Source organism: Devosia sp. Root105, from assembly GCF_001424865.1.
Classification (GTDB): Bacteria; Pseudomonadota; Alphaproteobacteria; order Rhizobiales; family Devosiaceae; genus Devosia_A.
The window spans coordinates 88287-113790 of record NZ_LMCR01000004.1 but is presented as its reverse complement, the minus strand read 5'-3'; the positions used below and the strand labels follow the sequence as shown (position 1 = coordinate 113790).

24 protein-coding genes are annotated in these 25504 nt (G+C 65.0%); 19 read left to right on the top strand and 5 right to left on the bottom strand.

Going from position 1 to position 25504, the window contains the following annotated elements; genetic code table 11:
- Positions 1 to 36: 36 nt before the first annotated feature.
- The 5 genes from ASC68_RS07240 to ASC68_RS07220 all read right to left on the bottom strand — a co-directional run bounded on the left by ASC68_RS07240 (position 37) and on the right by ASC68_RS07220 (position 5183).
- On the bottom strand, positions 37 to 393 hold the full coding sequence (locus ASC68_RS07240) for an L-rhamnose mutarotase (protein ID WP_055877047.1): 357 nt from the start codon (positions 391 to 393) through the stop codon (positions 37 to 39).
- Complete coding sequence (locus ASC68_RS07235) at positions 390 to 1265, bottom strand: carbohydrate ABC transporter permease (protein WP_055877045.1); 876 nt, start codon at positions 1263 to 1265, stop codon at positions 390 to 392. The genes ASC68_RS07240 and ASC68_RS07235 overlap by 4 nt, the downstream gene beginning before the upstream one ends.
- Positions 1262 to 2191, bottom strand: a complete 930-nt coding sequence (locus ASC68_RS07230; RefSeq protein WP_055877041.1) for a sugar ABC transporter permease — start codon at positions 2189 to 2191, stop codon at positions 1262 to 1264. The genes ASC68_RS07235 and ASC68_RS07230 overlap by 4 nt, the downstream gene beginning before the upstream one ends.
- A gap of 246 nt (positions 2192 to 2437) precedes the next feature.
- Positions 2438 to 3724: an ABC transporter substrate-binding protein gene (locus ASC68_RS07225; protein ID WP_055877038.1), complete on the bottom strand. Its 1287-nt coding sequence runs from the start codon at positions 3722 to 3724 to the stop codon at positions 2438 to 2440.
- 367 nt (positions 3725 to 4091) lie between these two features.
- A complete protein-coding gene (locus ASC68_RS07220) occupies positions 4092 to 5183 on the bottom strand; it encodes a Gfo/Idh/MocA family oxidoreductase (RefSeq protein WP_055877036.1) in 1092 nt (363 codons plus the stop codon).
- A 175-nt stretch (positions 5184 to 5358) separates the two neighbouring features.
- Between ASC68_RS07220 and ASC68_RS07215 the strand changes: the two genes are divergently transcribed.
- From ASC68_RS07215 to ASC68_RS07125, 19 genes are all read left to right on the top strand, one after another.
- Positions 5359 to 6948 carry a hypothetical protein gene (locus ASC68_RS07215; RefSeq protein WP_055877032.1) on the top strand — a complete coding sequence of 530 codons (1590 nt, stop codon included), beginning with the start codon at positions 5359 to 5361 and terminating at the stop codon, positions 6946 to 6948.
- 8 nt (positions 6949 to 6956) lie between these two features.
- The gene (locus ASC68_RS07210) at positions 6957 to 7853 is read left to right on the top strand and encodes an amidohydrolase family protein (protein ID WP_055877029.1); all 897 of its coding nucleotides are present in this window, start codon (positions 6957 to 6959) and stop codon (positions 7851 to 7853) included.
- A 44-nt stretch (positions 7854 to 7897) separates the two neighbouring features.
- Entirely contained in the window at positions 7898 to 8935 is a 1038-nt protein-coding gene (locus ASC68_RS07205) for a LacI family DNA-binding transcriptional regulator (protein ID WP_055877027.1), read from the top strand.
- Between the two features lie 390 nt (positions 8936 to 9325).
- Positions 9326 to 10006 carry an RraA family protein gene (locus ASC68_RS07200; protein WP_244488570.1) on the top strand — a complete coding sequence of 227 codons (681 nt, stop codon included), beginning with the start codon at positions 9326 to 9328 and terminating at the stop codon, positions 10004 to 10006.
- Positions 10006 to 11040, top strand: coding sequence for an ABC transporter permease (locus ASC68_RS07195; RefSeq protein ID WP_082527983.1), 1035 nt, complete (start codon positions 10006 to 10008; stop codon positions 11038 to 11040). Before ASC68_RS07200 ends, ASC68_RS07195 begins: the two co-directional genes overlap by 1 nt.
- Before the next feature lie 67 nt (positions 11041 to 11107).
- Positions 11108 to 12088 carry a substrate-binding domain-containing protein gene (locus tag ASC68_RS07190; RefSeq protein WP_055877024.1) on the top strand — a complete coding sequence of 327 codons (981 nt, stop codon included), beginning with the start codon at positions 11108 to 11110 and terminating at the stop codon, positions 12086 to 12088.
- Between the two features lie 108 nt (positions 12089 to 12196).
- Positions 12197 to 12973, top strand: a complete 777-nt coding sequence (locus ASC68_RS07185) for an ATP-binding cassette domain-containing protein (protein WP_055877021.1) — start codon at positions 12197 to 12199, stop codon at positions 12971 to 12973.
- 11 nt (positions 12974 to 12984) lie between these two features.
- Complete coding sequence (locus tag ASC68_RS07180) at positions 12985 to 14061, top strand: fatty acid desaturase family protein (protein WP_197421119.1); 1077 nt, start codon at positions 12985 to 12987, stop codon at positions 14059 to 14061.
- Positions 14054 to 14371, top strand: coding sequence for a MocE family 2Fe-2S type ferredoxin (locus ASC68_RS07175; protein WP_055877018.1), 318 nt, complete (start codon positions 14054 to 14056; stop codon positions 14369 to 14371). Before ASC68_RS07180 ends, ASC68_RS07175 begins: the two co-directional genes overlap by 8 nt.
- Before the next feature lie 2 nt (positions 14372 to 14373).
- Positions 14374 to 15585, top strand: a complete 1212-nt coding sequence (locus ASC68_RS07170) for an FAD-dependent oxidoreductase (RefSeq protein WP_055877015.1) — start codon at positions 14374 to 14376, stop codon at positions 15583 to 15585.
- A gap of 475 nt (positions 15586 to 16060) precedes the next feature.
- The gene (locus ASC68_RS07165) at positions 16061 to 16852 is read left to right on the top strand and encodes an IclR family transcriptional regulator (protein ID WP_055877012.1); all 792 of its coding nucleotides are present in this window, start codon (positions 16061 to 16063) and stop codon (positions 16850 to 16852) included.
- 17 nt (positions 16853 to 16869) lie between these two features.
- Positions 16870 to 17175 carry an L-rhamnose mutarotase gene (locus ASC68_RS07160; protein ID WP_055877009.1) on the top strand — a complete coding sequence of 102 codons (306 nt, stop codon included), beginning with the start codon at positions 16870 to 16872 and terminating at the stop codon, positions 17173 to 17175.
- Between the two features lie 7 nt (positions 17176 to 17182).
- Positions 17183 to 18064 carry an amidohydrolase family protein gene (locus tag ASC68_RS07155; RefSeq protein WP_197421115.1) on the top strand — a complete coding sequence of 294 codons (882 nt, stop codon included), beginning with the start codon at positions 17183 to 17185 and terminating at the stop codon, positions 18062 to 18064.
- A 41-nt stretch (positions 18065 to 18105) separates the two neighbouring features.
- Positions 18106 to 19290: an enolase C-terminal domain-like protein gene (locus ASC68_RS07150; protein ID WP_055877005.1), complete on the top strand. Its 1185-nt coding sequence runs from the start codon at positions 18106 to 18108 to the stop codon at positions 19288 to 19290.
- Between the two features lie 238 nt (positions 19291 to 19528).
- On the top strand, positions 19529 to 21310 hold the full coding sequence (locus ASC68_RS07145; protein ID WP_055877002.1) for an ABC transporter substrate-binding protein: 1782 nt from the start codon (positions 19529 to 19531) through the stop codon (positions 21308 to 21310).
- Between the two features lie 276 nt (positions 21311 to 21586).
- Positions 21587 to 22591, top strand: coding sequence for an ABC transporter permease (locus ASC68_RS07140; RefSeq protein ID WP_055876999.1), 1005 nt, complete (start codon positions 21587 to 21589; stop codon positions 22589 to 22591).
- On the top strand, positions 22588 to 23448 hold the full coding sequence (locus ASC68_RS07135) for an ABC transporter permease (protein ID WP_055876996.1): 861 nt from the start codon (positions 22588 to 22590) through the stop codon (positions 23446 to 23448). Before ASC68_RS07140 ends, ASC68_RS07135 begins: the two co-directional genes overlap by 4 nt.
- Entirely contained in the window at positions 23448 to 24482 is a 1035-nt protein-coding gene (locus tag ASC68_RS07130) for an ABC transporter ATP-binding protein (protein WP_197421112.1), read from the top strand. The genes ASC68_RS07135 and ASC68_RS07130 overlap by 1 nt, the downstream gene beginning before the upstream one ends.
- The gene (locus tag ASC68_RS07125; protein ID WP_197421110.1) at positions 24479 to 25501 is read left to right on the top strand and encodes an ABC transporter ATP-binding protein; all 1023 of its coding nucleotides are present in this window, start codon (positions 24479 to 24481) and stop codon (positions 25499 to 25501) included. The genes ASC68_RS07130 and ASC68_RS07125 overlap by 4 nt, the downstream gene beginning before the upstream one ends.
- Positions 25502 to 25504: the final 3 nt, after the last annotated feature.

Sequence of the window (25504 nt, the reverse complement as noted above, 5' to 3'; positions counted from 1 at the left end):
GGAGGATCACGGAGAGGCTGGTGTGTGCAGCAATGCTCATCGCGTCGTCTCCCCGACCCGATGCGCGAACACCTCGTCGAGCCACAGCGGCTCGCCCGCGGTATCGCCGATCTCGAGGAATATCTCCGCCATCGAAGCCGTCCAGGCCCGCTGCACGTCCGACACAGCAGTCGCCGCCGACGCAGCACGAAATCCGTCGCGTGCCCGCATGCGGCAGACAACGATCTCCGCGTGCCGCCAGATCTGGTAGTCATAGATCCCGGCCGCATCGATCAGCTCCAGGATCTCCGGCCACACCGCGCGGTGCTTTTCGTCATAGGCCGGGCCCATGCCGGGCTTCAGCCGGTAGATGTAGAGGAACGCCTCACCCGGCGCCGTATCGCGAGCCGTCATTTCACCGCCCCCGCCAGCGCGCCCGACAGGATCTGCCGCTGGAACAGCAAGTAGACGATCATCACCGGCAGCAGCGCAACGATCAAACCGGCGCTGATCAACGGAATCGACACGTCATACTGGCCCGAGAGCAGTGCCACCCCGACCATCAGCGTGGTCTTGTCCGAGCCGCCCATGATCACCAGCGGCAGCAGCAGGTCGTTCCACATCCAGACGAAGTTGAGGATCGAGAGCGCGGCGATTGCCGGGGTCGAGATCGGCAACATCATCTGGAACAGGATGCGCAACTCCCCTGCCCCGTCGATGCGGGCAGCCTCGATCAACTCATCGGGAATGGCGCGGAAGAACGCCGCCAGCATGTAGGTGCTGATCGGCAGCCCGAACGCCGCATAGGAAAAGATCAGCCCCTGGTAGGTACCGCCCAGCCCCAGATCGAGGATGGTCTCGTAGAGCGGATAGATTACCACCTGGCTGGGGATCACCAGCATGGCGATGATGAACAGGAAGATCAGGTTGCCGCCTTTGATGCGGAGCTTGGTCACCGCATAGGCGATGAACAAGGCCGCCACGGTGGAGAGCAGCAACCCGCCGCCGGTGGTGATGATGCTGTTGAACAACAGCCGCGGCACATCCATGCGCACGAACGTCTCGGCATAGTTCTCGAAGCTGATGTCGAGCGGCAGCCCGAGCGGGTTCTGCGCATAGCCGATGCGGGTTTTCAGCGAGTTGAGGACGGTGAACACCAGCGGGTAAAGCGCCACCACCGCCACCACCACGAGGATGAAGGTCACCAGCCACTTGACGATGCTGCGAACCAACGGGTTGCTGCCCGGCGCGACTTCATCGGTGGCGGCGTCGGAAACCAGGCTCATTTGCTGGCCTTTCCTTCGGCATACATGCGCCGGACCACGAAAGCCGAGACGATGGCGGCGAACACGAACAGCGCCATGCCGATCGCCGCGCCCTTGCCGCGATTGAGGAACTCGAAGGTGGTGGTGAACACCAGGTATTCGGGCAGCATGGTGGCGCTGCCCGGCCCGCCGCGCGTCAGCGCATAGATCAGCGGGAACATCCAGATCAGCATCGATGAGGTGCAGAGCACCGTCCAGTAGCCGATCACCGGCTTAAGCAGCGGCGTGACGATCTCGATCAGCAGCCGCCAGAACCCGGCGCCATCGAGCCGCGCCGCCTCGATCACCTCGTCCGGAACGGTCGAAAGGCCCGAGAGATAGGTGAGGACGCCGAGCCCGAAAAAGCTCCACAGCGCCACCGCGGTCAGCGAGAACAGCGCGCTCGTCGCCCCATTGAGCCACTCGATGGCGAGAGGCGCGAGGCCGATGAAAATCAGGAAGGCATTGAGCGGCCCATCGGGCGCGAGGATCTGCCGGAACATGATGCCGACGACGATCGGCGCGATCATGTAAGGCAGGAAATACACCGCCCGAAACAGCTTCCAGCCGGGCGAGCGCTGGAAGATTAACAGCGCCAGCACCAGCGGCAGGAAGATCCATACCGGCAGCGTCACGAACACCAAGGCCGCGTTCTTGAACGAGGTGACGAACACCGGGTCTTTGAACATCGAGGCGTAGTTGGCGAGGAAGGCAAACTTCGGCTCCTCGAAGCCGCGCGTATGGTAGAGGCTGAGGATGAACGCCCGGACCAGCGGCACCAGCTTGAAGACCACCGCCAGCGCAATGCCCGGCACCACCAGCGCGATGCCGAGGATCAGCTCCGGCCGCATCCGCCGTTTTTTCGCCCGCGTCAGGCCGCTGCTCGATGACTGGTGGATCTGGGTCATGGAATGTCCGAAGGCCTGGGAAGACGGAGCCGGGTAGCCGGCTCCGAAGGTCGTTGGTTGGACTGCAACTGCCTGTAGTGGGCTCATCCCCAGCCCACCCACCGGCTGTCATCCCTGCGAAAGCAGGGATCCATTTTCACAGCCCGCACCAGCTGATAGTTGGGTCCCAGCTTTCGCTGGGATGACAGCTGGTGGGTGGGGTGAGGGCCGGGCCAACACAGCGGCCCCGGCCCACTTACCAGCCCCTTACTGCGCCTTGCTCGGGCTCTCCTCGAGTGCGGTCTGCATCTGCGCCGTCCAGTCCGCCACCGTAATGGTGCCCAGCGTCACTTCCTGCCAGCCGCGCGCCAGGGCGTCGGCTTCCTGGCCGGAGAGCAGCACGCCGACATGCAGGGTCGGCGTCTTGATGATCTCCTGGATCTGCGCCAGCGCTTGCGATTTCGGCAGCGCGTTCGGATCGACATTCTTGTTGAGCGAGATGCCGCCCGCGACGCTGGCGAGGAGGTTGGCGTTCTCGACCCCGGCAACGAACTTCACGAACTTGAAGGCCGCTTCCTGCTTGGTGCTCCACGGCGTGACGCCGAACACCGAGCTCTCGGTACCGCTGAAGCTGTGCGCCAGCGGCGCATCGGCCACCAGCACCGGCCAGCTCATCGCGCCAACATTCTCATCGCCCAAAGCTGCGCCGAACGCCGCCCAGTTCACCGCGTCGGCGATGATGGTCGAGGCGAAGGCGGCGTTGCCGCTCTGGAAGATATCGGCGCCATCGGGCAGCATCGAGATCGACGGCGAGCTCGAGTTGATCCAGCCGCGCGTCGTGCCGATCGAGGCCATGGCTTCGAGGATCGACACCATCTTGGGGTCGGTCCAGGGGAGCTTGCCCGCCATGATGGCGCGCATGTCGTCTTCGGTGAGGAAGTTGCGCGCCACTTCCGGGAAGTTCCAGTAGGCAGGGAACACCCCGGTCATGCCGTGCGCGAGGCAGGTCTTGCCGATGGCTTTCACCGCCGTGCAGGCGGCATCCATCTCGTCCCAGGTCTTGGGCGGGTTGGCCGCATCGAGCCCGGCTTCGGTGAGCACCGTCTTGTTGTAGTACATCACGTTGCCCTGGTAGCCGAACGGCAGGCCGTAGCAGGGCTGGGTGGTGTCGTAGTTGAGGCAGCCGCCCGAATAGGTGATCAGGTCGCCCGCTGCGGCGAGCACGTCTTCGGGCAGCTGCACATAGGCGCTGCGCCGATCGAACAGCTCGAGGCCGGCATTGTTCTCCATCACATCGGGGCCGCTCTTGGTCGCGATGTAGGGGCCCTGGACGCTCGGATAGCGATCGAACGGCACGGTCTCGAGTTCGACCTTCACATCCGGGTTGGCCTTCTCGAACGCCGCGACGAGCTGCGTCCAGTAGTCCGGGCCGCCCGGCTGCCAGTTGAGCACCCGAATGGTGGTGACATCCTGCGCCAGCGCCGGCCCCATCATTGCCGCCAGCGCCACGGCGCCCGCCGCAATGCGCCAGCCCGCTTTCAAAACAACTCTCATCTGAAAATCCCTTCCTCTGATGCCCGGCGCCGGCTGAAGCCCGTCACGCCGCTATCCCCTGTGGGCGCCGGGACGGCGCCCCGCCGCCCCGATCACCCCATCGACACACCCCTCGGACGCGCATCCTCACGTCCCGTGTCAGTGCCCTGACGCTAGCACGATAGGTTTCCAATATGAAAGTGTAATTTCTTATACAAAAGTTACGTGGGTAGCTGTTGAGCCGGTGCGGGCTGACCCCCACCCCTGTCCCCTCCCCCTCAAACAGGGGGAGGGAGACGATGACCTCGATATCAGTGTGAGGGTCTCCCTCCCCCTTGCGGGGAGGGGACAGGGGTGGGGGTCAGCCCGCGCCAGCCTCACGTCTCGGTCACACCGCCTCAGGCACCACCCCGCCCTGCCGGCTCGACTTCAGCGCCGCATCGACCAGCGCCATGGTCCTGATCGAGTCATGCACATCGGTGTCGAGCACCTGGTCCTCACCGGCGACGAAGCGCTGGAGGTTCGCCATGACGAAGCCGAAGGCGTCGGGCACCCGCTCGCCGCCAATCAACGGCACCGTCGTCCACGGCACATCGGCAATGGTCATTTCCAGCGTCTCGGGCACCGGCTTCACGTAGTCGACGAGGTAGCCGACGGTGAGGTGGGCGCAGCCCGCCGTGCCCTCGACCCGGATCGTCGCTTCGATATGCTCGGGGCCGTAATTGTAGGTGTGGTTGAGCGACAGCGCGCAGCGCACCCGGTCGCCATAATCGAGGATGATCGAAGAGCGCGCATCGGCCAGCGTCGGGTAGCGCGGGTGCTTCACCGCCTTGGCATAGACGCTCTCCGGCTCGCCGAGCAGCGAACGGATCCAATCCATATAGTGGATCGAGTGCAGCGGGATCTCCACCGCATCGAGATGCGGAATGAAGCTCCAGAGTTCCCACGGCATATAGACGGCGAGCCGCACCTCGACCTCGACGATCTCACCCAACAGGCCCTTGCGTGCCGCATCGCGGATCGCCAGCATCGACGGGGTGAAGCGCAGCTGGAAATTGGTGGCGGCGGTGATCGAACGCTGGTCGAGCGCCGCAACGATCTTGCGCGCCGTCGCGAGATCCGGTCCCAAAGGCTTCTGCAGCAGGGCCGCACTGTTGGCGGGCAGTTGCTCGACCGTCCCGAGCAGCACCGCTGGCGGCAACGCCAGGTCGAAAATCCCATCGGTGCCGCAGGCGGCGATCGCCGCCTCGAGGGTCGGGTGCACTACCTCGACGCCGAAATCCGCAGCCAGGGCCTTGGCCGTCTCCGGGTTCACGTCGAAAATCCCTGCCACCGGCAGGCCCATTTTCCGATAGGCCGGCAGGTGCCCGTCGCGGACGATGCCGCCGGCGCCGATAATGGTGATCGGCCGCGGCCGGCTCGGCATCGGCCAGACCTGCTGCAGGTCGGCAAGGGCGGCGGGGAGCGTCTTCGAGGTCATGCGGTCTCCATCACGCGTTCGCTTGCAGCGCCCCGAAGAGGCATCGGTCGAACACGTCAATTATCACTGGCGATAGTTGATGTTGATATTTGATAGAAGCGCTGCTTAACTCTGTCAAGGATCGCTGCCATGCTGCGGCAGCTCCGCATGACCACCAACGGGAGGATTTCACGCAATGGCCATCGACGGCGAGGACCATCACCCACACGCGGCGCGACGCCTGCGCGAAAGCTTCGGCGCCGAGCTGCCGAACGTGCGGCTGGTGCTTGATCCCGCCCTTGCTGAAGGAGAGTTCGCGATCGCGACGCGCGACGGCACCCTCGAAATATCGGGTGGCCCGTTCTCCGGCGTCATCTATGGCGTCGAGGAGATCATCCAACGCTCGGCCGGCAGGCTCGATCTTGCCGCCTGGGCCAGCGCGGTCACCGGCAAGCCCGGTCTCGCCTATCGCACCTTCTGGACCTGGGATCACTCGACCAACTGGGAGCTGTCGCAGATCGGCCAGCAGGAGATCGGCGTCTTCAACCCGTTCCAGAAGCCGCCCGGCGGCTTCCTCGCCGATTACAAGCGGCTGGTGGATTTCTGCTCGATCAACCGTATCGGCGGCATCACCGTCTATGGCTTCCTGCGCGACAGCCATGGCGGCATCGAAGCGGCCAGGGAACTCTGCCGCTATGGCAATGAACGCGGCGTGCGCATCATCCCCGGCATCGCCATCGGCGCCTATGGCGGCGTCTATTGGGAGGGCAAACACAAGTACAACCTCTCCACCTGGCTGAAGGCCAACCCGCAGCATGCGGCCAAGATGGAGAAGGATGTCGGCTTCCAGATCGCCGACCTCGCCTTCCCGCTCAACTTCCCGCATTCCGATTACACGGTCAGCGCCTGCCCCAGCGCCCCCGAGGTGATCGCGTGGATGGAAGAAGCTGTCGCCTGGCTGGCAGAGACTTTTGAGATCGGCGGCATCAATATCGAGAGCGGCGATTATGGTGTCTGCGGTTGCGAGCGCTGCGTCGCCCGCCGCGCCAACGATGCCGAGGCCGCGCGCCGCAAGGATGACCACGGCGATTCCTGGTCCCACACCGACATGGCCGAGAACTTTCCGCGGCTCTATCGCGCCGCCAAGGCCAAACGCCCCGACCTCTGGATCTATTGCGAGATGCAGTGGGACAACCTGCTCGATCCGGTGGCGACCGAGGCGCAGCATCGGCTGCCGAAGGGCGCCATCTACCAGCACACCGCCAATCGCAGCTTCTGGAAGCGGCTCCGCACCGAGCTCGCGACCGACTATGTGCAAAGCCTCCCCACCCAGCCCAACGTGCTGCGCTGCCAGTTCGCCTGCCAGTGGAACGGCGACGAGCGCACCGAGCGCTATGCCTTCAATGCGAAAACATTCGCCGATATGTCGGTTCGCGGCCGCGAGCTCGGCATGGAGGGGCTGACCGTCTGGGGCGAGCCGTCGGATTACTATGCCACGGTCGAGCTGAGCTATCTCGCCTTCTCGCGCTTCGGCTGGGATCCGACGCTGCGCTGGGACGACTTCGTCGCCAGCGAACTGGCGCCGCGGCTCGGCGGCCAGCAGCAGGCGGAGCACTTCATCGCCATTGCCGAGGAAGTCGATGCCAACCAGACCCTGCCGGTGGCGCGCCTCACCGAATTGCAGGGCGAAGCACTGCGGATCATGGCATTGCTGGAAGGTGAGCCGGCCCGCCGCTGGCTGACGCTGGGCGAGCAGATCAGCCGCCGCCGCTATATGGGACGCTAGACAATAATATGCGCGACGCGACTGGGCTTTATGCCGGGCCGATCATCGACCCGCACCACCATCTGTTCGACCGCTCGCTCGATAAGCACCCCTGGCTGCGCGGCGCCACCGGCGTGCTGGCAGAGAGTTGCCTGCCGGCCGACTATCTGCGCGACACCGCCGGACACAACATCGTCGGCACCGTGCATGTCGAGGCCGGCTGGGAGCCGGGCGAACCCTTCGCCGAACTCAGCTGGCTCGATGCGCTGGCAAAGCCCGACTGGATGGCGCGCCGCTATGTCGGCAATGCCGTCCTCGACGCGCCGGAGACGCCGGCGATCCTTGAGCGCTACGCCGCGCACGGCAAAGTCGTCGGCATCCGCGACATTCTCAGCTGGCACCCCGATCCGACGCGCTCGTTCTCCCGGGATCGCCACCGGATGAGCAGCCCGGCCTGGCAGGCGGGGCTCCGGCATCTCGATACGCTCGGGCTGTCGTTCGATCTGATGATCTCGCCCTGGCAAGCCGCCGAAGCGCTGCAGCTGGCGCGGGCCTTCCCCAACTTGCAGTTCATCATCAACCACTGCGGCTCGCCCTTCGATCGCACCGACGAGGGCATGGCGCATTGGCGGGCCGGACTCACCGCCCTTGCCAGCGCCCCGAACGTCGCGATCAAGGTTTCGGATCTCGTGGCCTACGATCCGAACTGGAGCCTCGACAGTCTACGCCCTGTTGTGTTCGATTGCCTCGCAGCCTTCGGCGCCGACCGCACCATGCTGGCGAGCGACCATCCGGTGCTCGGTCTGGCCGCAACTTTCGACCAGGCCTACGGGGCCTTCAAGCTGATCCTCAAGGCGCTTTCCGATGAGGAGTCGGAGGGGGTTTTCTGGAAGAATGCCAACCGGCTCTATCGCATTGGGATGTAACGATATATGTATCTCGTCAGTATTCCGATGAGGTGATTTCCGCGATGAGCGGTGACGAGCGGCGGCCGCGGGCAACCATCAAGGATGTGGCGAAAGCCGCCGAGGTTTCACCGATGACGGTATCCAACGTCATCAATGGCCGCATGCAGTTCGTCAGCGCCGCCACCAAGAAGCGGGTGGAGCGCGAGATCGAGCGGTTGGGCTATCGCCGCTCCTCCAATGCCCGCAGCCTGCGCGTCTCCGAGCAGCGCTCGATCGGTATGGTGATCGTCGACGAATCCCCCGCTTTCCTCGCCGATTTCTTCACCTGCCAGGTGGTGGCGGGGCTGGCCAACGTGCTGAACCATGCCGATTACACCCTGACTATCCAGGGCATGCCCGGGGCCGAGCTGGCGCAATCGATGATCATGCGCAATTTCGAGGTCGCCGGCTTCTGCGCCATGATCTCCGGGCCGAAGCCTGAGCGCCTCGCCGCGATCGAACGGCTGGCCGATCTCAACCAGCCGGTGGTGGTCTTCCAGCAGGAACTGCCGGGCGCCGGCGCCGATATCTGCACGGTGCGCCAGGATGATCGGGGCGGCGGCCGGCTGATCGGCGATCATCTCCTCGCCCGCCGGGTGACCGAAATCCTGGCGGTGGTCCCGCGCCAGCCCTGGCCCGCCGTGGAAAACCGCGTCGCCGGCATCAAGGACAGCATCGCCGCGGCCGGCAGCACCGCCGAGGTGACGGTGCTCGAGGCCGCCAGCGAGTCCTTCGCCGACGTGCAGGCGGCGTTTGCCGCCTATCTCGACCGCCACCCCCTGCCCGGCGCCGTGGTCGGCGCCAACGACCCGGTGGCGACCGCGGCGATGCTGCTCTTGACCGACCGCGGGGTGCGCGTACCCGAAGATGTGAGGGTGGTCGGCTTCAATGGCTTCGAGGCGCATCGCTACGCCCGCCCGCACATGACCACGGTGCTCTCCCCCGCCTATGCCGTCGGCGAACGCGCCGGCGAAGCCATGCTGGCCCGCCTCAAATCCGGCAGCTTCGCCCAACCCGACCACGTGCTGCCGGTGGTGTTCGACCCGGGGTTTACGACGTAAGGGCTGGGCGCTGAACTCTCCGAGATCCTCCCCCGCGTGGCGGGGGACCGCCAGAGCCACCAGCTGTGCAGCGAGCGCCTTCTCCCCTTGTGGGAGAAGGTGGCCGAAGGCCGGATGAGGGGTCCGCGTAACGAAGTGTAGCGCGATCGGAGCGTAAGCGACGAGCGACCGGCGTGCGTGGAGAGAACCCCTTATCCGCCCTTCGGGCACCTTCTCCCACAAGGGGAGAAGGCCCTCCCTCTTCGGCCGGTGACTCTCATAGCCCCCACCCCCATGTTCACACCCCTCACAACCCCGCTTGACTCACCTCCTACATTTAACGTTACATGTGACAACACGTACCGCTGCACCGACTGCCGCGGTCTACCTCGTAGAAAGGGCGTTATCCCCGTGACTTCCGAGTTTACCCCGCGCCACAACCCGCCGCTGCCGGAGGGCTGGCAGCAGCTCTACTCCGCCGTGCTGAGCGATGCGCTCGATGCCATCGGCATCTGGAACCAGGCGATGTCGCCGCGGATCCGGCCGCTCGACGAGAGCCTGAAGCTCTGCGGTCGGGCGCGCACCGGCCAGTACATGGAAGTGCCCTTCGTCGCCGAGGGGTCGAACCCCTACGAGCTCGAGATCGCCATCGTCGACGACCTGAAGCCGGGCGACGTGGCGGTGTTCTCCTGTGGCGGCTCCTCGCGCATTGCGCCCTGGGGGAGCCTGCTCTCCACCGCCACCCATGCGCGCGGCGCCGCCGGCTGCATCACCGATGGTTTCGTGCGCGACATCCTCGGCATCCGCGAGCTGCAGCTGCCGGTATTCCACGCCGGCATCGCGCCGCTCGATTCCAAGGGCCGCGGCCAGATCCAGGCGGTCGATGTGCCGGTGATCGTCGATGGCGTCCGGATCGAGCCGGGCGACCTGGTGTTCGGCGATGCCGATGGCGTCGTCGTGGTGCCGCAGGCAGTCGAAGCCGAAGTGCTCAAACGCGCCTTCGACAAGGTCAACGGCGAGCACCACTCGATGAATGAGCTGCGCGCCGGCGGCTTCCTGCGCGACGTCTACGCCAGATACGGAGTGCTGTGATGGCAACCATCGGAGGGAACATTACTCCCGCACGCCGTAATCCGGTCGCCGATTTCTTCAAGATCGAAGGCACGGCGACCGCGCTGGTGTTCGTCATCCTGATCGTGCTGTTCATGATCACGGCGCCGCGGGCCTTTATGGGTTACCGCGTGTACATGAGCTTCATGGCCTCGGTGCCGCCGCCGCTGATGGTGGCGCTGGGCCTGACGCTAGTGGCGACGGCGGGTGAGATGGACCTGTCCTTCCCGTCGGTCATCGCCTTTGCCAGCTACGTGTTTTCGGTGCTGTTCCAGCAATATGACATGACCTGGCTGGCGCTGGTGGCCGCCTTGGCAACCGGCACACTGATGGGGTTCGTCAACGGGCTCGTGGTCACCAAGCTGGGCATCCCCTCAATGATCGCCACGCTGGCCATGATGTTCCTGTGGGGCGGGCTGGTGACGGTAGTGTCCAACGGCATCTCGATCGCCATCCCCGACATCCAGGGCTCACTGATCCACACCATCATGGTGGGACGCATAGGCGGCGTATTCCCGGTGCAGATGCTGTGGGCAATCGGCATTTCCGTGGTGATCTGGATGATCCTGAACCGCCACCGGTTCGGAGAGAACATCCTGTTCATCGGCGACAGCGCCAAGGTGGCCAAGGTGGTCGGCATCCCGATCGACCGCGAGAAGATCAAGCTCTTCACGCTCATGGGCTTCCTGTCGGCGCTGGCCGGTGTGTTCCTCACGGTCGAGACGACGACCTACTTCAATTCGCAGGGTACCGGCTACCTGCTGACCGTGATTGCTGCGGTGTTCATCGGCGGCACCTCGATCTTCGGTGGTTCGGGCAAGGTGGCAGGAACGGTCTTTGCATCGCTGATCGTCGCCGTGATCGAGGCGGGGCTCGTCGCGAGCGGCATACAGGGCTTCTGGACGCGCTTCTTCATCGGACTGGTCTTCATCATCTCGGTGGTGATGAACGCGGCCATCGAGGACCCCGACAAGGTGCCTCTGATCAAATCCATGCGCTCGCGCATGCGATCATGAAGCCACCGCCGGCGGGGCAGGGGATTCATATCCTGCCGGCGGTCCACAACAAGGGAAAGGGAACCAAATGAAATCATTGTTCAAGAGCCTCGCCGGGCTGGCGCTGGGTGCTGCGATGGTCGCCGCCCCCGTCGCCGTCACGGCGCAGGAAGCCGTCGATAGCGGCATGACGATCTACTTCCAGATGGGCGGCAACCCCGGCGACACGGCCACGCTGGCCCGTGAACTGGGCGCTCGTGATGCAGCGCGTGTCCTCAAGGTCAACCTTATCGAGCAGCACTCCGGCTGGGATCCGCAGCGCATGCTGACCCAGGCCAACGAAGCGCTGGCCGCACTGCCCGATGCCATCGTGGTGATGGGCCATCCGGGCACCGACGCTATGACCTCGTTCGTCGACAAGGCCAGGGTCGAGGGCATCGTGGTGATCGTCAACAACACCAACCTGCCGGGCACGGGCCTCAGCTATTTCGGCCTCGACAACTACGGCGCGGGCAAGAACCTCGCCGCCATGACCATCAGTAGCGGCAACCTCGTCGAGGGCGACAAGGTCGTGGTCTACGGCACCTTCATCGAAGGCGCACCGGGCTATGACATCGCCACCGCGGTGGGCGAAGTGCTGGACGAGAAGAAGATCAGCTACGACAAGCTGCAGTGGTCGAACGAAGCAGTCGCCGATCCCTCGCTCTCGGTGCCGGTGCTGGTGGCTTATCTCGAGGCCAACCCCGAGACCAAGGCGATCATCGTGCCGGGCCATGGCGGCATCACGGCGGTGCTCGACCGCGTGCTCAAGGATGCAGGCAAGCAGCCGGGCGAGATCGTCACCTCGGGTTTCGACATCTCGACTGCGGCGATCCAAGGCGTGAAGGACGGCTACGTCACCGCGGTGCTCGACCAGCAGCCCTATCTGCAGGGCTTCATGCCCGTGCTCGCTGCCGTGCTCGAGAAGAAGTACGGCCTTGGCGGTCTCGACCTCAATACGGGTGGCGGTTCGCTGACCCAGGCCAATGTCGAGGCCCTCGAAGCGCTGGTGAAGACCGGCATCCGCTGAGCCACGGACGAACGGATCGTCACACCTGACCCTGAGGCGATCCTCGGTGGCGCCGCACTCTGCGCGGCGGCGCCACGTTCCTCAACCAACACGACTGGACCACTACAAATGACCACCGCTCCTATCGTCCGGCTCGAGAATGTCCGCAAGCAATACGGCAAGGTCGTCAGCCTCAAGGACGTAACGCTTGAGATCGGTTCGAACGAGATCGTCGGGCTGATCGGCGACAACGGAGCCGGCAAGTCTACGTTGATCAAGGTGCTGACCGGGGTGGAGCAGCCCACGAGCGGCACGATCTATGTCCGCGGCCAGAAGATCGATGCCTTAAGCTACTCGGTCAAGCAGGCGCACAAGCTCAAGATCGAGACGGTCTACCAAGACTCCTCGCTCGGCGAGAAGCAGCCGCTGTGGCGCAATTTCTTCGTAGGGCGTCCGATCACCAACTGGCTCGGCTTCATCGACGTGAAGGCGGAAAAGCGGGTCGCGGATCAGATCATGCGCTCGACCATCGGCTTCCGCGGCGTCGGCATCGATGTCGACACCCCGGTGAGCCGGCTGTCAGGCGGCGAGCGCCAGGGCGTCGCCATCGGCCGCGCCATGCATTTCGACAGCGACCTGATCGTGCTCGACGAGCCCACGGTGGCGCTGGCGCTGAAGGAAGTGAACAAGGTGCTGGACTTCATCCGCTCGATCAAGGCGGGCGGCCGCAGCTGCATCTATATCGAACACAACATCCACCACGTGCACGAAGTGTGCGACCGGCTGGTGGTGCTCGACCGCGGCGAAATCGCCCTCGATGCCCCGACCTCGTCGATGACCTACACCGAACTCACCGACTTCCTGATGTCGCTGCACAAGCCGCGCATGGCGGGGTCTGTGCAATGAAGATGAGTTCGTTGCTGCGCTTTGCAACCAACCGCGACTACTCCCTGGTTGGGCCCGAAGCGGCCAAGGCGATCGAGAAGGGGCTCGCCAATGGCGAGTGGTACAAGTCGCCCATACCGCGCAAGCGGCTGAAGGAGCTGATGGCGCGGTCAGATGGGCCGGCGCTGCGCGATACGGCAATCTGGCTCGGGCTGATCCTCGCCTTTGGCGGCCTCGGCATCTGGCTTTGGGGAACCTGGTGGGCGGTGCCGGTCTTTGCCGTCTATGGCGTACTCTACGCCTCGGCGGCCGACTCCCGCTGGCACGAATGCGGGCACCGTACGGCGTTCCGAACCGTCTGGATCAACGATGCCGTCTATGCGCTGGCCTCGTTCCTGCTGTTGCGCAGCCCGACCGCCTGGCGCTGGAGCCACACGCGGCACCATACCGACACGATCATCGTCGGGCGCGACCCCGAGATCGCCGGCATGCGGCCACCGCAGCTGATCATCATGGTGCTTAACATATTCGGACTGGTGAATGTGCCGCAGTCGCTGGCGACGCTGGCGCGTTACAGCGTCGGCCGGCTCAACGCCGAGGAGCTGGACTACATCCCCGAGATCGAGCGCTGGCGGGTGCAGGTCGAGGCGATCATCATCCTCGGAGTACATGTCGGGGCGGCGGCCCTGGCCGTTGCGACCTGGAGCCTGCTGCCGGTGGTGTTGATCGGCGGGCCGAACATCTACGGCATCTGGTTCCTGTGGTGGGTGGCGAACACCCAGCACCTGGGGCTGGCGGAGGATGTGCTGGATCACCGGCTCGACGCGCGCACTGTCTACATGAACCCGGTGTTCCGCTTCCTCTACTGGAACATGAACTACCACGTGGAGCACCACATGTACCCGATGGTTCCCTATCATGCGCTCAGGGCGTTGCATGAGGAAGTCAAGGCGGACTGTCCGCCCGCCACTCCGAGCGTCATGGCGGCGTGGCGCGAGATCCTGCCGACAATCCTGAGGCAGCTGGGCGACCCGACGCATTTCACCAGGAAGCAGTTGCCGCCCGGCGCAGGACAACTGGCCGAGCGCGCGGGGACAAACCATGGCTGAGTGGATCCAGGCCTGCGGCGTTGACGACATCGACACCGAGGATGTCGTTCGCTTTGACCACGGTGGGCGTACCTACGCCATCTACCGCAGCCCTGACGACAAGTTCTACGCCACCGACGGGCTCTGCACGCATGAACTTGCTCATCTCGCAGATGGCTTCGTGATGGACTCCATCATCGAGTGCCCCAAGCACAATGGTCGGTTCGACTATCGCACCGGCGCCGCCGAAGGTGCGCCGGTCTGCGTGAACCTCAACACCTATCCGGTCCGGGTCGACGGCGATCACGTTCTGATCGAACTCGGCCCCTGACGATGGCACCCCAGGCAGCGATAATCATCGGCGCCGGTTTTGCCGGCGTGTCGGCAGCCTTCGCGCTTCGCGAGGCGGGCCATCTCGGCCCGATAACGATCGTCGGAGACGAGGCCCATCTGCCCTATGAGCGACCACCGCTATCCAAGGGCCTGTTGAATGGGAGCCAATCGGGCTTGGTGCCGATCCGGCAGGCGTCGGATTATGCCGCCGCAGGCATCGAGCTGGCGACGGGTGCCGCCGCGCTCGGCATCGATCGGAAACGCTGGCGGGTGGAACTTTCCACCGGGCGCGCCCTGGCCTATGACCAGTTGCTGCTGGCGACGGGTGCCGCTCCGCGCCGCCTCGATCTGCCAGGCAGTGATGCGGTGACCATCTACACCTTGCGCGACAAACGCGACCTGGGGCGGCTGCAGCCTGCCTTCGCAGAGGCGCGGCGGCTGGCAATTGTCGGCGGTGGGCTGATCGGCCTGGAATTGGCTGCGGCCGCCCGCCAGCGCGGTATTACGACGACGGTGATCGAAGCTGGCCCCCGCATCCTCGGTCGCGGCGTTCCGCACGCCTTGGCCGCAGTGCTGGCCGACAGGCATCGCAGCAGCGGCGTAACCATCCTTACCGGCACTGCGCCGGTTTCGGTGTCGTCGGCCGGTGTGGCGCTCAGCGACGGCCGGACCGTCGAGGCCGACACCATCGTCGCCGCCATCGGTGTCTCGCCCAGGACATCTCTTGCGGAAGCGGCCGAGCTCGCTGTTGCCGGCGGCATCGTCACGGACAGCATGCTTCGGGTGACCGATGGAATATTCGCGGCCGGCGACTGCGCCGTCACCGTCCATCCGCTCTTCGGCAACGCCGCGGTGCGCCTCGAAAGCTGGCAGAGCGCTGGCGACCACGGGGCGGTGGCTGGACGCAACATGGCGGGACAGGCCGAGCCGATCGGCGCCGTGCCGTGGATGTGGAGCGACCAGTATGACCTGGGCCTCTACATGGCGGGGCTGCCGGCAGCCGCCACGACGGTGGTGGACCGGATCGAGGATGGCCTCGTCACGCAGTTCCAGCTTGATCCGTCGGGACGGCTGGTGGGCGCAGCATCGCTGGGGGTGGGCACATCGGCATCGCGCGGCATCAAGATCGCCAGCCGTCTGATCGCCAGCCGCGCCATGATCGATGCCAGCTATCTGGCCGATCCATCCCGTCCGTTGAAAGCCCTCCTGTAACGAGCGCAGGCAACTCCGAGCCACGATCCTGCGCGCGGTCCTGCTTCCGTGGCGCCAACGCCAGTGGCGCCGAAGCGGCAGAGGCGTACTGACTGCAAGTGCCGCGCCCGTCGCACCCGCTTATCAGACAAGCGTTCCACATCGCCGAACGCACGCTCCGTCGCAACTTAGATAATACAATAAGATCATGATCTTAACTCGCATCCCGACCTAAGTCGTAGCCCGTTCTCGGTTGACTCACCCCAAGCTAAGGCGTTCACTATTGGAACGCTGCATTCCACCCATGGAACAAAAATCGGGGGTGTGCGGCTTTGAGGAGAGGGAGGCCGGTCAGCGGCAAGCCGTGCGGTTCAGCACGCATCTGCGGGAGCGGGGGCGTGAACGCCGGAGGTTTGCCTGACGTCCGGTAGGCACGACTGTGAACACGCTGCTCGAGCGATGTATCGACGACACCGGCGACGGCACGGTGCGCTAGATGTCGAGCATCAAGCGCGCCATCCAGGTTCTCGACCTGCTTGCCCGCAAGGGTGGGCTCGGGGTGCGTGCGGTGGCCCAGCAACTGGCCCTGCCGGTGGGCTCGGTGCATCGGCTGCTGATCGATCTCGCCGATGAGGGCGTGGTGGAGCGCAATGCCGAGGGCGCCTGGCAGCTGTCCTACCGGCTGCTGGCGATCACCGACCTGCAGCTCGATGGCGTCGCCTTCCCGCGGCTGGCCCGGCCGTTCTGTGAATCCATCGCCGAAAAGACCCGTGAAACGGTAAACGTCAATGTGCTGAGCGGCGAAGGGTGCGTCTGCATCGACAAAGTGCGCGGCAATGAGGGGATGCAGCTCGACTGGCGCATCGGTTCGCGCGGCCCGCTTTATTGCGGCGGCAGCGCCAAGGCGATCCTCGCCTTCCTCGGCGAGGCCGACCAGCAGCGCGTGCTGGAACAGCCGATGACCACCTTCACCCGCTACACCATCACCGACCCCACCGAGCTGCGGGCCGAGCTCGCCCGCATCCGCAAGCGCGGCTACTCGATCGACAACCAGGAAGTGGTGGTCGGGGTGTTCTGCGTCGGCGTGCCGATCGTCGATCGGCTCGGCCGTCCGGTCGGCGCCATGTCGATCTCCGGCCCCGCTCCCAAGGCACCCGGCACGGCGATCCAGCCGCAGGTGGATCTCCTGAACGAAGCAGCGAGCACCGTCAGCAAGCGGCTCGGCTATGGCGGCCAGTGGCCGCCACAGCAGGCCGGCGAACGGGCGCTGGCCACATCAACAACCTGACTGAGGATTTTACGACGATGCGCTCCGCATGGGTGATGAAGCTGAAGCCCGGCCAGGAAGCCGAGTACAAGCGCAAGCACGACGAGATCTGGCCCGAGATGGTGGCGCTGCTGAAGAGCCAGGGCGTCTCCAACTACACCATCTACCGCTACGACCTGTTGCTCTTCGCCTATCTCGAAAAGCCAGACAACGCTCCGAGCCAGACCGAGGGCGTCGACCCGGTGGTGCTCAAGTGGTGGGAATGGATGGAGCCGCACATGGAGACCCATGAGGACGCCCGGCCGAAAGCCTGGCCGGTCGAAGAAATGTTCCGGCTGGATTGAGGGCAAGATGCTGAAAGTCGTCGATCCGCATATCCACCTGTGGGACCTCTGGACCCGCATCTACCCGCATTTCGAAAAGCCCGGCAAAGGCGGCGCCAATGCCGCGATCTCACGCAGCTACCTGCTCGAGGAATATCTCGAGGAAGGCGCCGACGAGGTCGAGATCACCGGCGCGGTGCATGTCGAGGCCTTCCCCACCGACCCGGTGAAGGAGAGCGAAACCCTGCAGGCGGTGGCCGATCGCAGCCCCGTGCCGATCGTGCTCGTCGCCCACGGCGACCTCGCGTCGCCGGATTTCGGCGCCCTGCTCGACCGCCATTCCGGCTTCCCGATCATGCGCGGCATCCGCCAGGTGGTGAACCGGCACGCCGATCCCAAGCTCAACTACATCGCCCGCGACCTGATGGATGAGCCGGGCTGGATCGGCGGGTTGCAGGAACTGGGCCGCCGCGGCCTGAGCTTCGACCTGCAGCTCTACCCGCACCAGATGGCGCAGGCAGCGAAACTCGCCGGCGTTGCCTCGGACACCCAGATCATCCTCAACCACGCCGGCATGTGGGCCGACCGCGACCTCGCGGGCTGGAAAGCCTGGAAGGCAGGGATGCGCGAACTCGCCGCCCGCCCCAATATCGCGGTCAAGATCAGCGGCCTCGGCATGCTCGATCGCCAATGGACCACCGAAAGCTTCCGCCCGCTGGTGCTGGAGACACTCGAGATCTTCGGTCCGGAGCGGGCGATGTTCGCTTCGAACTTCCCGGTCGACAAGCTGACCAGCGATTTCCCGACCTTGTGGAAGGCCTTCGCCAAAATCACCGAAGGCGCCTCGGCAGCCGAGCGCGCCGGGTTGTTCCGTGAAAACGCCCAAAAATTCTACCGCATCCCGGGCTGAGGCCGCCCGACCGACCGCATAAGACGACCAGGAGATTTTGATTGAAGATCAAGAGTATCGAAGCCTTTGCCATCACCAACCCGATTGCCGGCGGCATTTACGACGAGGGCAAGGACAAGGTGACGGCGCGCCGGCCGCCCTGGACCAAGGACGCCGAAGTGGCGAACCCGATGTCGCGCTACCCACGCTACAAGGCGCTGCGCTCGAGCTGGAACAACGCCTTCCCGGCAGTCGGCGTCATCGTCACCGCCGATGACGGCTCCTGGGGTTTTGGCGTCACCGGCTACGGCCAGCCCACCATCAGCCTGATCAACGACCATATCGGCCCGCTGCTCACCGACGAGAACGCTCTCGCCACCGAGAAGCTGTGGGACATGATGATGCGCATCACCTCGCCCTACTCCTCTTCGGGTCTCGCCTCCTATGCCATCAGCGGCATCGACCTGGCGCTGTGGGATCTGAAGGGCAAGGTGCTGAAGCTGCCGGTCTATGAACTTGCCGGCGGCGCCGCCCGCGACAAGCAGTTCTGCTACGCCACCGGCAACGACACCGACTGGCACATGGAGCTCGGCTTCAAGGCCACCAAGCTCGCCTGCCCCTACGGCACTGCCGATGGGCTCGAGGCGCTCGACAAGAACGAAGCCTTTGTCGGCAAGGCGCGCGAGCTGATCGGCCCGCATGTCGAACTGATGCTCGATTGCTGGATGGCCTTCGACGTCGAGTTCGCGGTGCGCCTCGCCCACCGGCTGAAGCCGTTCAACCTCAAATGGATGGAAGATTGCCTGATCCCCGAGGATCACACCTCGCACAAGGCGCTGCGCGAGCGCCTGCCCTGGCAGACCTTGGCCACCGGCGAGCACTGGTACACGCCCTACACCTTCTTCGAGGCGGCCAAGGATCGCGTCGTCGATATCTTCCAGCCCGATATCAACTGGGTCGGCGGCTTCACCGCGGTGCAGAAGATCACCGCCATCGCCGATGCCTCGGGCCTCGAAGTGATCTGCCATGCCGGCATGAACACGCCCTATGGCCAGCACTTCAACTACTCGGCGCCCAACTCGCGTTGGGGCGAGTATTTCGTCGGCGGCGCCCCCGGCATCCCGCTCAAGCACACCAACAACTACCCCGGCATGGCCGTCCCCAAGGACGGCTACGTCGTGGTCAGCGACGAGCCCGGCTTTGGCCACGGACTGAGCAAGGACGCCATCGAGAAGATGGCGCTGTAACGGACGGGGCGGGACGGAGCTGGGAGGCCCGATGTCCCCGCCCACCCACCGGGTCATTCCCGCGAAAGCGGGAACCTCGGTTTTCTCGCAGGTTGCACCACCGCAAACGGAGATGCCCGCTTTCGCGGGGATGACCCGGCGGGTGGGGCAGCACCGGCGACCAAAGCCAGGTGGCGAGGCCCTGCCCCGCCTCGGAAGAAATCAACGAGTGGCCGGAACCGGCCGGAGGAGGACCATCATGAACCGTAGATCCCTGAGGCAGCATCTGCTCGGCGGCGCCATCGCGCTGCTGGCAGCGCCGCTCCTGGCATCGACTGCCTTTGCCCAGGTGGCCGACATGCCGCGCAACGAAACCCTGGTGCTGACCCCGTGGGGCGACCAGCCGGCGCAGTTCGCCAATACCGAGAACTGGCACCCGTACCTGAGTTCGATCACCCACCAGCGCGACGTGATGCAGATCACCATCAACGAGGCGCTGTTCTATACCAACCTCAACGACGGCACGCTGATCCCGTGGCAGGCCGAAAGCTTCGAATACGCGCCCGACTTCATGAGCGCCTCGATCAAGCTGCGTGACGGCGTCGAGTGGTCGGATGGCACCAAGTTCACCGCCGACGACGTGAAGTTCACCCTCGAAGCGGTGCGCGACGCGCCGCCGGAAATCGGTGGCTCCGCGGCGTTCAAGGAGTGGATCAAGGATGTCACCGTCGTCGATCCGCTGAACGTCACCATCAACTTCAACAAGGCGGCGCCGCGGTTCGTCCGCGATTTCCTGGCGCTCGGGCACGAGAACCACTACCCGATCCTGCCCAAGCACATCTGGGAAGGCCAGGATATCGCGACCTTCACCAACTACGATCCGGCCAAGGGCTGGCCGGTCGGCACTGGCGCCTACAAGCTGGTCTCGACCACCAACCAGCAGGAGATCTTCGATCGCCGCGACGACTGGTGGGGCGCCAAGGTCGGCTTCCAGGATCTGCCGGCACCCAAGCGCATCACCCTCGTGCCGGTATCGAGCGACGACGCGATGGGCCAGCTGCACATCGCCAACCAGATCGATGGCGGCCGCCAGCTGCTGATCGGCACGTTCGAGGCCGCCCGCGCCCAGAACGACAAGCTCAGCTCGTGGAACCCAGAAGGCCCGAACTGGGGCGCTCCCGATGGCTGCGACTACTCGCTGGTGTTCAACCAGATGCGTGAGCCGTGGAACGACGTGAACGTGCGCTACGCGCTGAACTACGCCATTGACCGCGCCGCCATCAACGATATCGGCTACGAAGGCGGCCAGAAGCCGGTGACCTTCGCCTTCTCCAACTACATGGCCGGCACCTGGCTCGGCGAGGGCAGCCCGCTCAAGGCCGTGCTCGACAAGTACAATCTCGACAATCCCGATCCGGCCAAGGTCGAGGAGTATATGGGGAAGGCCGGCTACGCAAAGGACGCCAATGGCCTGTGGGCCAAGGACGGCAAGCCGCTCACCGTGACGGTGCGCACCCCGGCCTTCATCCAGCCGACGCTGGCCCCGCTGACCCAGCAGTTCAAGAACGCCGGGTTCGATGCGGTGCAGGCTCCGGTGGACGATACCTGGCTACCCGACATCCAGTCGGGCAACTTCGACACCATGATCTTCGTCCATTGCGGCTCGCTGTCGGAACCGCTGGAGACCTTGCAGCACTACCATTCGAAGTTCGCCCGGCCGCTCGGCGAGAACATCCCGAACGCCGTCGCCGCCTCGCGTTACATGAACCCGGAATACGACAAGCTGATCGACGCCATGGACGCCGTCCCGGCCGATACCGATCCAAACTCCGAGTACATGAAGAACGCCGTCGCGGCCCTCGATATCGCCCTGCGCGACCTGCCGCAGATCGACCTGCTCGAGGAGTACCATGTGGTGACCTTCAACAACACCTACTGGACCGGCTGGCCGTCCGCAGCTGACCCGTACGTTGCCCCGTACACCCCGTGGGAAGCGTTCAACGTCGTCATCCACAACCTGAAGCCGACCGGCGCGCCGTAAGCACCGGGCACTGATCGCGCGGATGGCGGCACATGGCTGCCATCCGCAACCACTCTCCACCAGGACTTTGCCCGTGACACCAAGCGTTGCCCCACCCACCGGTAGGATAGGTCGGTGGCTAAACCCCTCACCCGTCTCGGCCTTCGGCCGATCCACCCTCTCCCCGGCGGGGAGAGGAAAAGTGGGGGCCACGGCACTCTCCGGATTCTTATCCCCGTCGGGGAGAAGGTGGCGCGTAGCGCCGGATGAGGGGAAAGCCACGATCGAGGTGTCCCGATGAGCCGCGAACTCGTCCGCTACCTGCTCACCCGTTTCGGCCAGCTGCTGCTGATCGTCTTCGTTGCGGTGAGCATCAACTTCATCATTCCGCGCCTGCTTCCCGGCGACCCCGTACAGACGGCCCTGGCCCGGCTGCAGGCGACCGGCGGCGCGCAGAACGTCGATATCCAGGCGGTCTCGGCCGCTTATCGCGCCAAATACGGGCTCGATGCGCCGATCCTCGAGCAATATCTCAACTACTGGCTCGACCTGTTCCGGCTCGATCTCGGCGTGTCGTTCGCCAACTTCCCCGAAAAAGTCTCGACCATGATCGGCAATGCGCTGCCCTGGTCGGTGACGCTGCTGGCCGTGGCCACCTTGATCGCCTTCAGCGTCGGTTCGCTCCTGGGCGCACGGCTCGCCTGGCCGCGCTCGGGGCGCACCATCAAGTCGATCGTGCCGCTGATGATGATCCTCACCTCGATCCCGTTCTACCTCCTGGCGATCATCCTGATCTATTTCTTCGCCGTGGTGCTGAAGTGGTTCCCGCCCGCCGGCGGCGTCGACACCACCCGCATCATGCGCCTCGACTGGGCCACCACCGAGGATATCCTGAGGCACGCGTTCCTGCCCTGCCTTGCCATTATCCTCGGCAACGTCGGCTTCTGGGCCCTCGGCATGCGCAGCCAGATGGTCTCGGTCCTGGGCGAGGATTACATCACCTTCGCCGAGGCCAAGGGCCTCCACCCGAACCGGATTTTCGTCTGGTACGGCATGCGCAACGCGCTCTTGGCGCAGGTCACCGCGCTGGCTTTGTCGCTCGGTTCGGTGGTTTCCGGCGCCGTGCTGGTCGAGGTGATCTTCAACTATCCGGGGCTCGGCTCGCTCCTCTACGTGGCGATCCGCGGACAGGATTACTTCGTCATCCAGGGCGTGGTGCTGATGCTCATCGTCTCCCTGGCGGTGCTGCTGTTCCTCGTTGACCTGATCTACCCCCTGCTTGACCCGAGGATCCGGCGATGAACCTTCTCAGCTCCCTTCGCCGTAACTACGAACAGGGCCGGATCAGCGGCGTGCTGCTGCTCGGCCTCGGCATTCTTGCCGCGATCCTCTTGTTCAGCGCCATCGGTCCGTTCTTCGTCGATGCGGTGAACGCCCAGGTCGGCGCGGTGCGGCCACGCAAGCCCCCCGGCCCCGAGTATTTCCTCGGCACGGATTCGCAGGGCCGCGACATGTGGACCCTCCTGATCTACGCCACCCCCAACACGCTGAAGATGGGGCTGATCGCCGGCTTTATCGGCGTCGGCTTCGGCACGGCGCTCGGGCTGATCGCCGGGCATTTCGGCGGCATCATCGACGCGGTGATCCGGGTGATCTCTGATGCGCTGCTGACCGTGCCGGCCATCGCCATCCTCGTCATCATCGCCGGCAATATCGACCGCATGACCACGTTGGTGATGGCGCTGGTGGTCGCCTCGCTCGGCTGGATGTTCACTACCCGCACGGTGCGCGCGCAGGTGCTCACCATCCGCGAGAAATCCTATGTCGAGGTGGCGCGGGTCAATGGCGAGAGCCAGTGGGAAATCCTCTTCACCGAGATAATGCCCAACCTGATGCCCTATATCGTCGCGAGCTTCGTCGGCACCGTGTCTGGCTCGATCCTCGCCGTCATCGGCCTCGAGGCGCTGGGCCTCGGCGCGCTCGACGAGATGACGCTGGGCAATACCATCTACTGGAGCCAGCAATCCTCGGCGGTGCTGCGCGGCTACTGGTGGTGGTGGGGGCCGCCGATCGTGGTGATCGCCGCGATCTTCATCGGTCTGTTCCTGACCTCCGTCGGCTTCGACCGCTTTGCCAACCCCAAGCTGGCGAGGCGCTGATGTCTGTCGCTCAAGACGCCAAACCCATCCTCGTCGTCGAGGAACTGAACGTCCACTACGACACCGGCAAGGGTCCGGCCAAGGCCGTGAACGACGTGTCGTTCTCGCTCCGGCCCGGCGAGCGGCTCGGGCTGATCGGCGAGAGCGGTTCGGGCAAGACCACCATGGCGACGGCGCTGATGCGCCTGACCCGGCCGCCCGGCCGCATCGCCGGCGGCTCGGTCAAGCTCGATGGCCGCGACATTCTGAAGATGAGCGTGAAAGAGTTGCGCGAGACCCGGCTGCGCGACATCGCGCTGATCCCGCAGGGGGCGATGAGTTCGCTCAACCCGGTGATGCGGCTCGAAGAGCAGATGATCGACGCCATCGTCGCCCACAAGCCGGGGATGCGGCGCGCCGAGCTCGACGCCCGGGTGCAGGAACTGTTGAAGAATGTCGGCCTCGCCCCGGAAATAGCGCGCCGCTATCCGCATGAACTCTCGGGCGGCATGAAGCAGCGTGCCGCCATGGCCATCGCCACTTCGCTCGCGCCCAAGGTGATCGTCGCGGACGAACCCACCAGCGCCCTCGACGTGGTGGTGCAGCGCCAGGTGATGCAGACGCTCGGCCGCCTGCAGGATGGGCTCGGCGCCGCCGTAGTGCTGATCGGCCATGACATGGGGTTGATCGCCCAGTTCGCCGATACGGTGGGCGTGATGTATGCAGGCAAGCTTGTCGAGATCGGCCCGGTCCGGCAGATGATCGAGAGCCCCAAGCACCCATATACAAGGTTGCTGGTCGATAGCCTCCCCGGCATCGAGGTGAAGCGCGAGCTCACCGGCATCCCGGGCCTGCCGCCGCCGCTCGTCGACCTGCCGCCCGGCTGCAGCTTCAACCCGCGCTGCCCGCTCGCCTTCGATCGCTGCGTACGCGAGACGCCGCTGCTGCAGCAGGTGGCGCCCAGCCAGAGCGCCGCCTGCCACCTCTATCCGGAACATGCGGCGCTACCGCCGCTGCCGCCGATGACACGTGCCCACCAGGAGCTCCGCCCGTGACCGCACTCATTGAAATGCGTGGCGTCACCAAAACCTATGGCGCCTTCACCGCGCTCAACGACGTCACCCTGTCGCTGTCCGACACCAGCCCGTCGATGACCGCCGTGGCCGGCGAAAGCGGCAGCGGCAAGACCACCTTGGCGCGGATGATGCTGGGCTTCATCAACCCATCGCATGGCCAGGTGCTGTACCAGGGCAAGGATGTGGCCAAGATGACCGGCGCCGAGCAGCGGCAGTTCCGTCGCGAGGTGCAGCCGGTGTTCCAGGATCCGTTCGACGTCTTCAACCCGTTCTACCGGATCGACCACGTGCTCGAGACCCCGGTGAAACGCTACAAGCTCGCCGACACTCAGGCGAAGGCCCGCGCCATGATCGAGGACGCGCTGAAGCGCGTCGGTTTGCGGCCGCAGGATACACTCGGCCGCTTCCCGCACGAGCTGTCGGGTGGCCAGCGCCAGCGCATCATGGTGGCCCGCGCCGTGCTGCTCAGGCCCCGGCTGATCGTCGCCGACGAGCCGGTCTCGATGGTCGATGCGTCGCTGCGCGCCACCATTCTCGACGAGCTGAAGACACTGAACCGCGAGCTCGGCATCTCAATCGTCTACATCACGCACGACCTGACCACCGCCTTCCAGATCTGCGACAACATCCTGATCCTCTATCGCGGCAACGTCTCGGAGGCCGGCGCGGTGGAGCGGGTGATCGGGGCGCCCAAGCACCCCTACTCGCAGCTCTTGGTCTCCTCGATCCCGCTGCCCGACCTGAGTAAGGCCTGGGGCGGCGAGGAGATCCCCGTGTCGGAAGCTTCGGCGGCGCGCGCCAACCCCGGCTGCAAGTTCGCGCCGCGCTGCCCGCATGTCATGGAGATGTGCTGGGACAACCTGCCGCCCAAATACGTGCCCGACAGCGAACGGCTCGCCACCTGCTTCCTCTATCGCGACGCGCCGGTCTCGGCGAGCGACGACGTCGCCTCGGTGTTCCGGCCGCCCAACCATTCGATCACCGCTACTGTCCCCTGATTT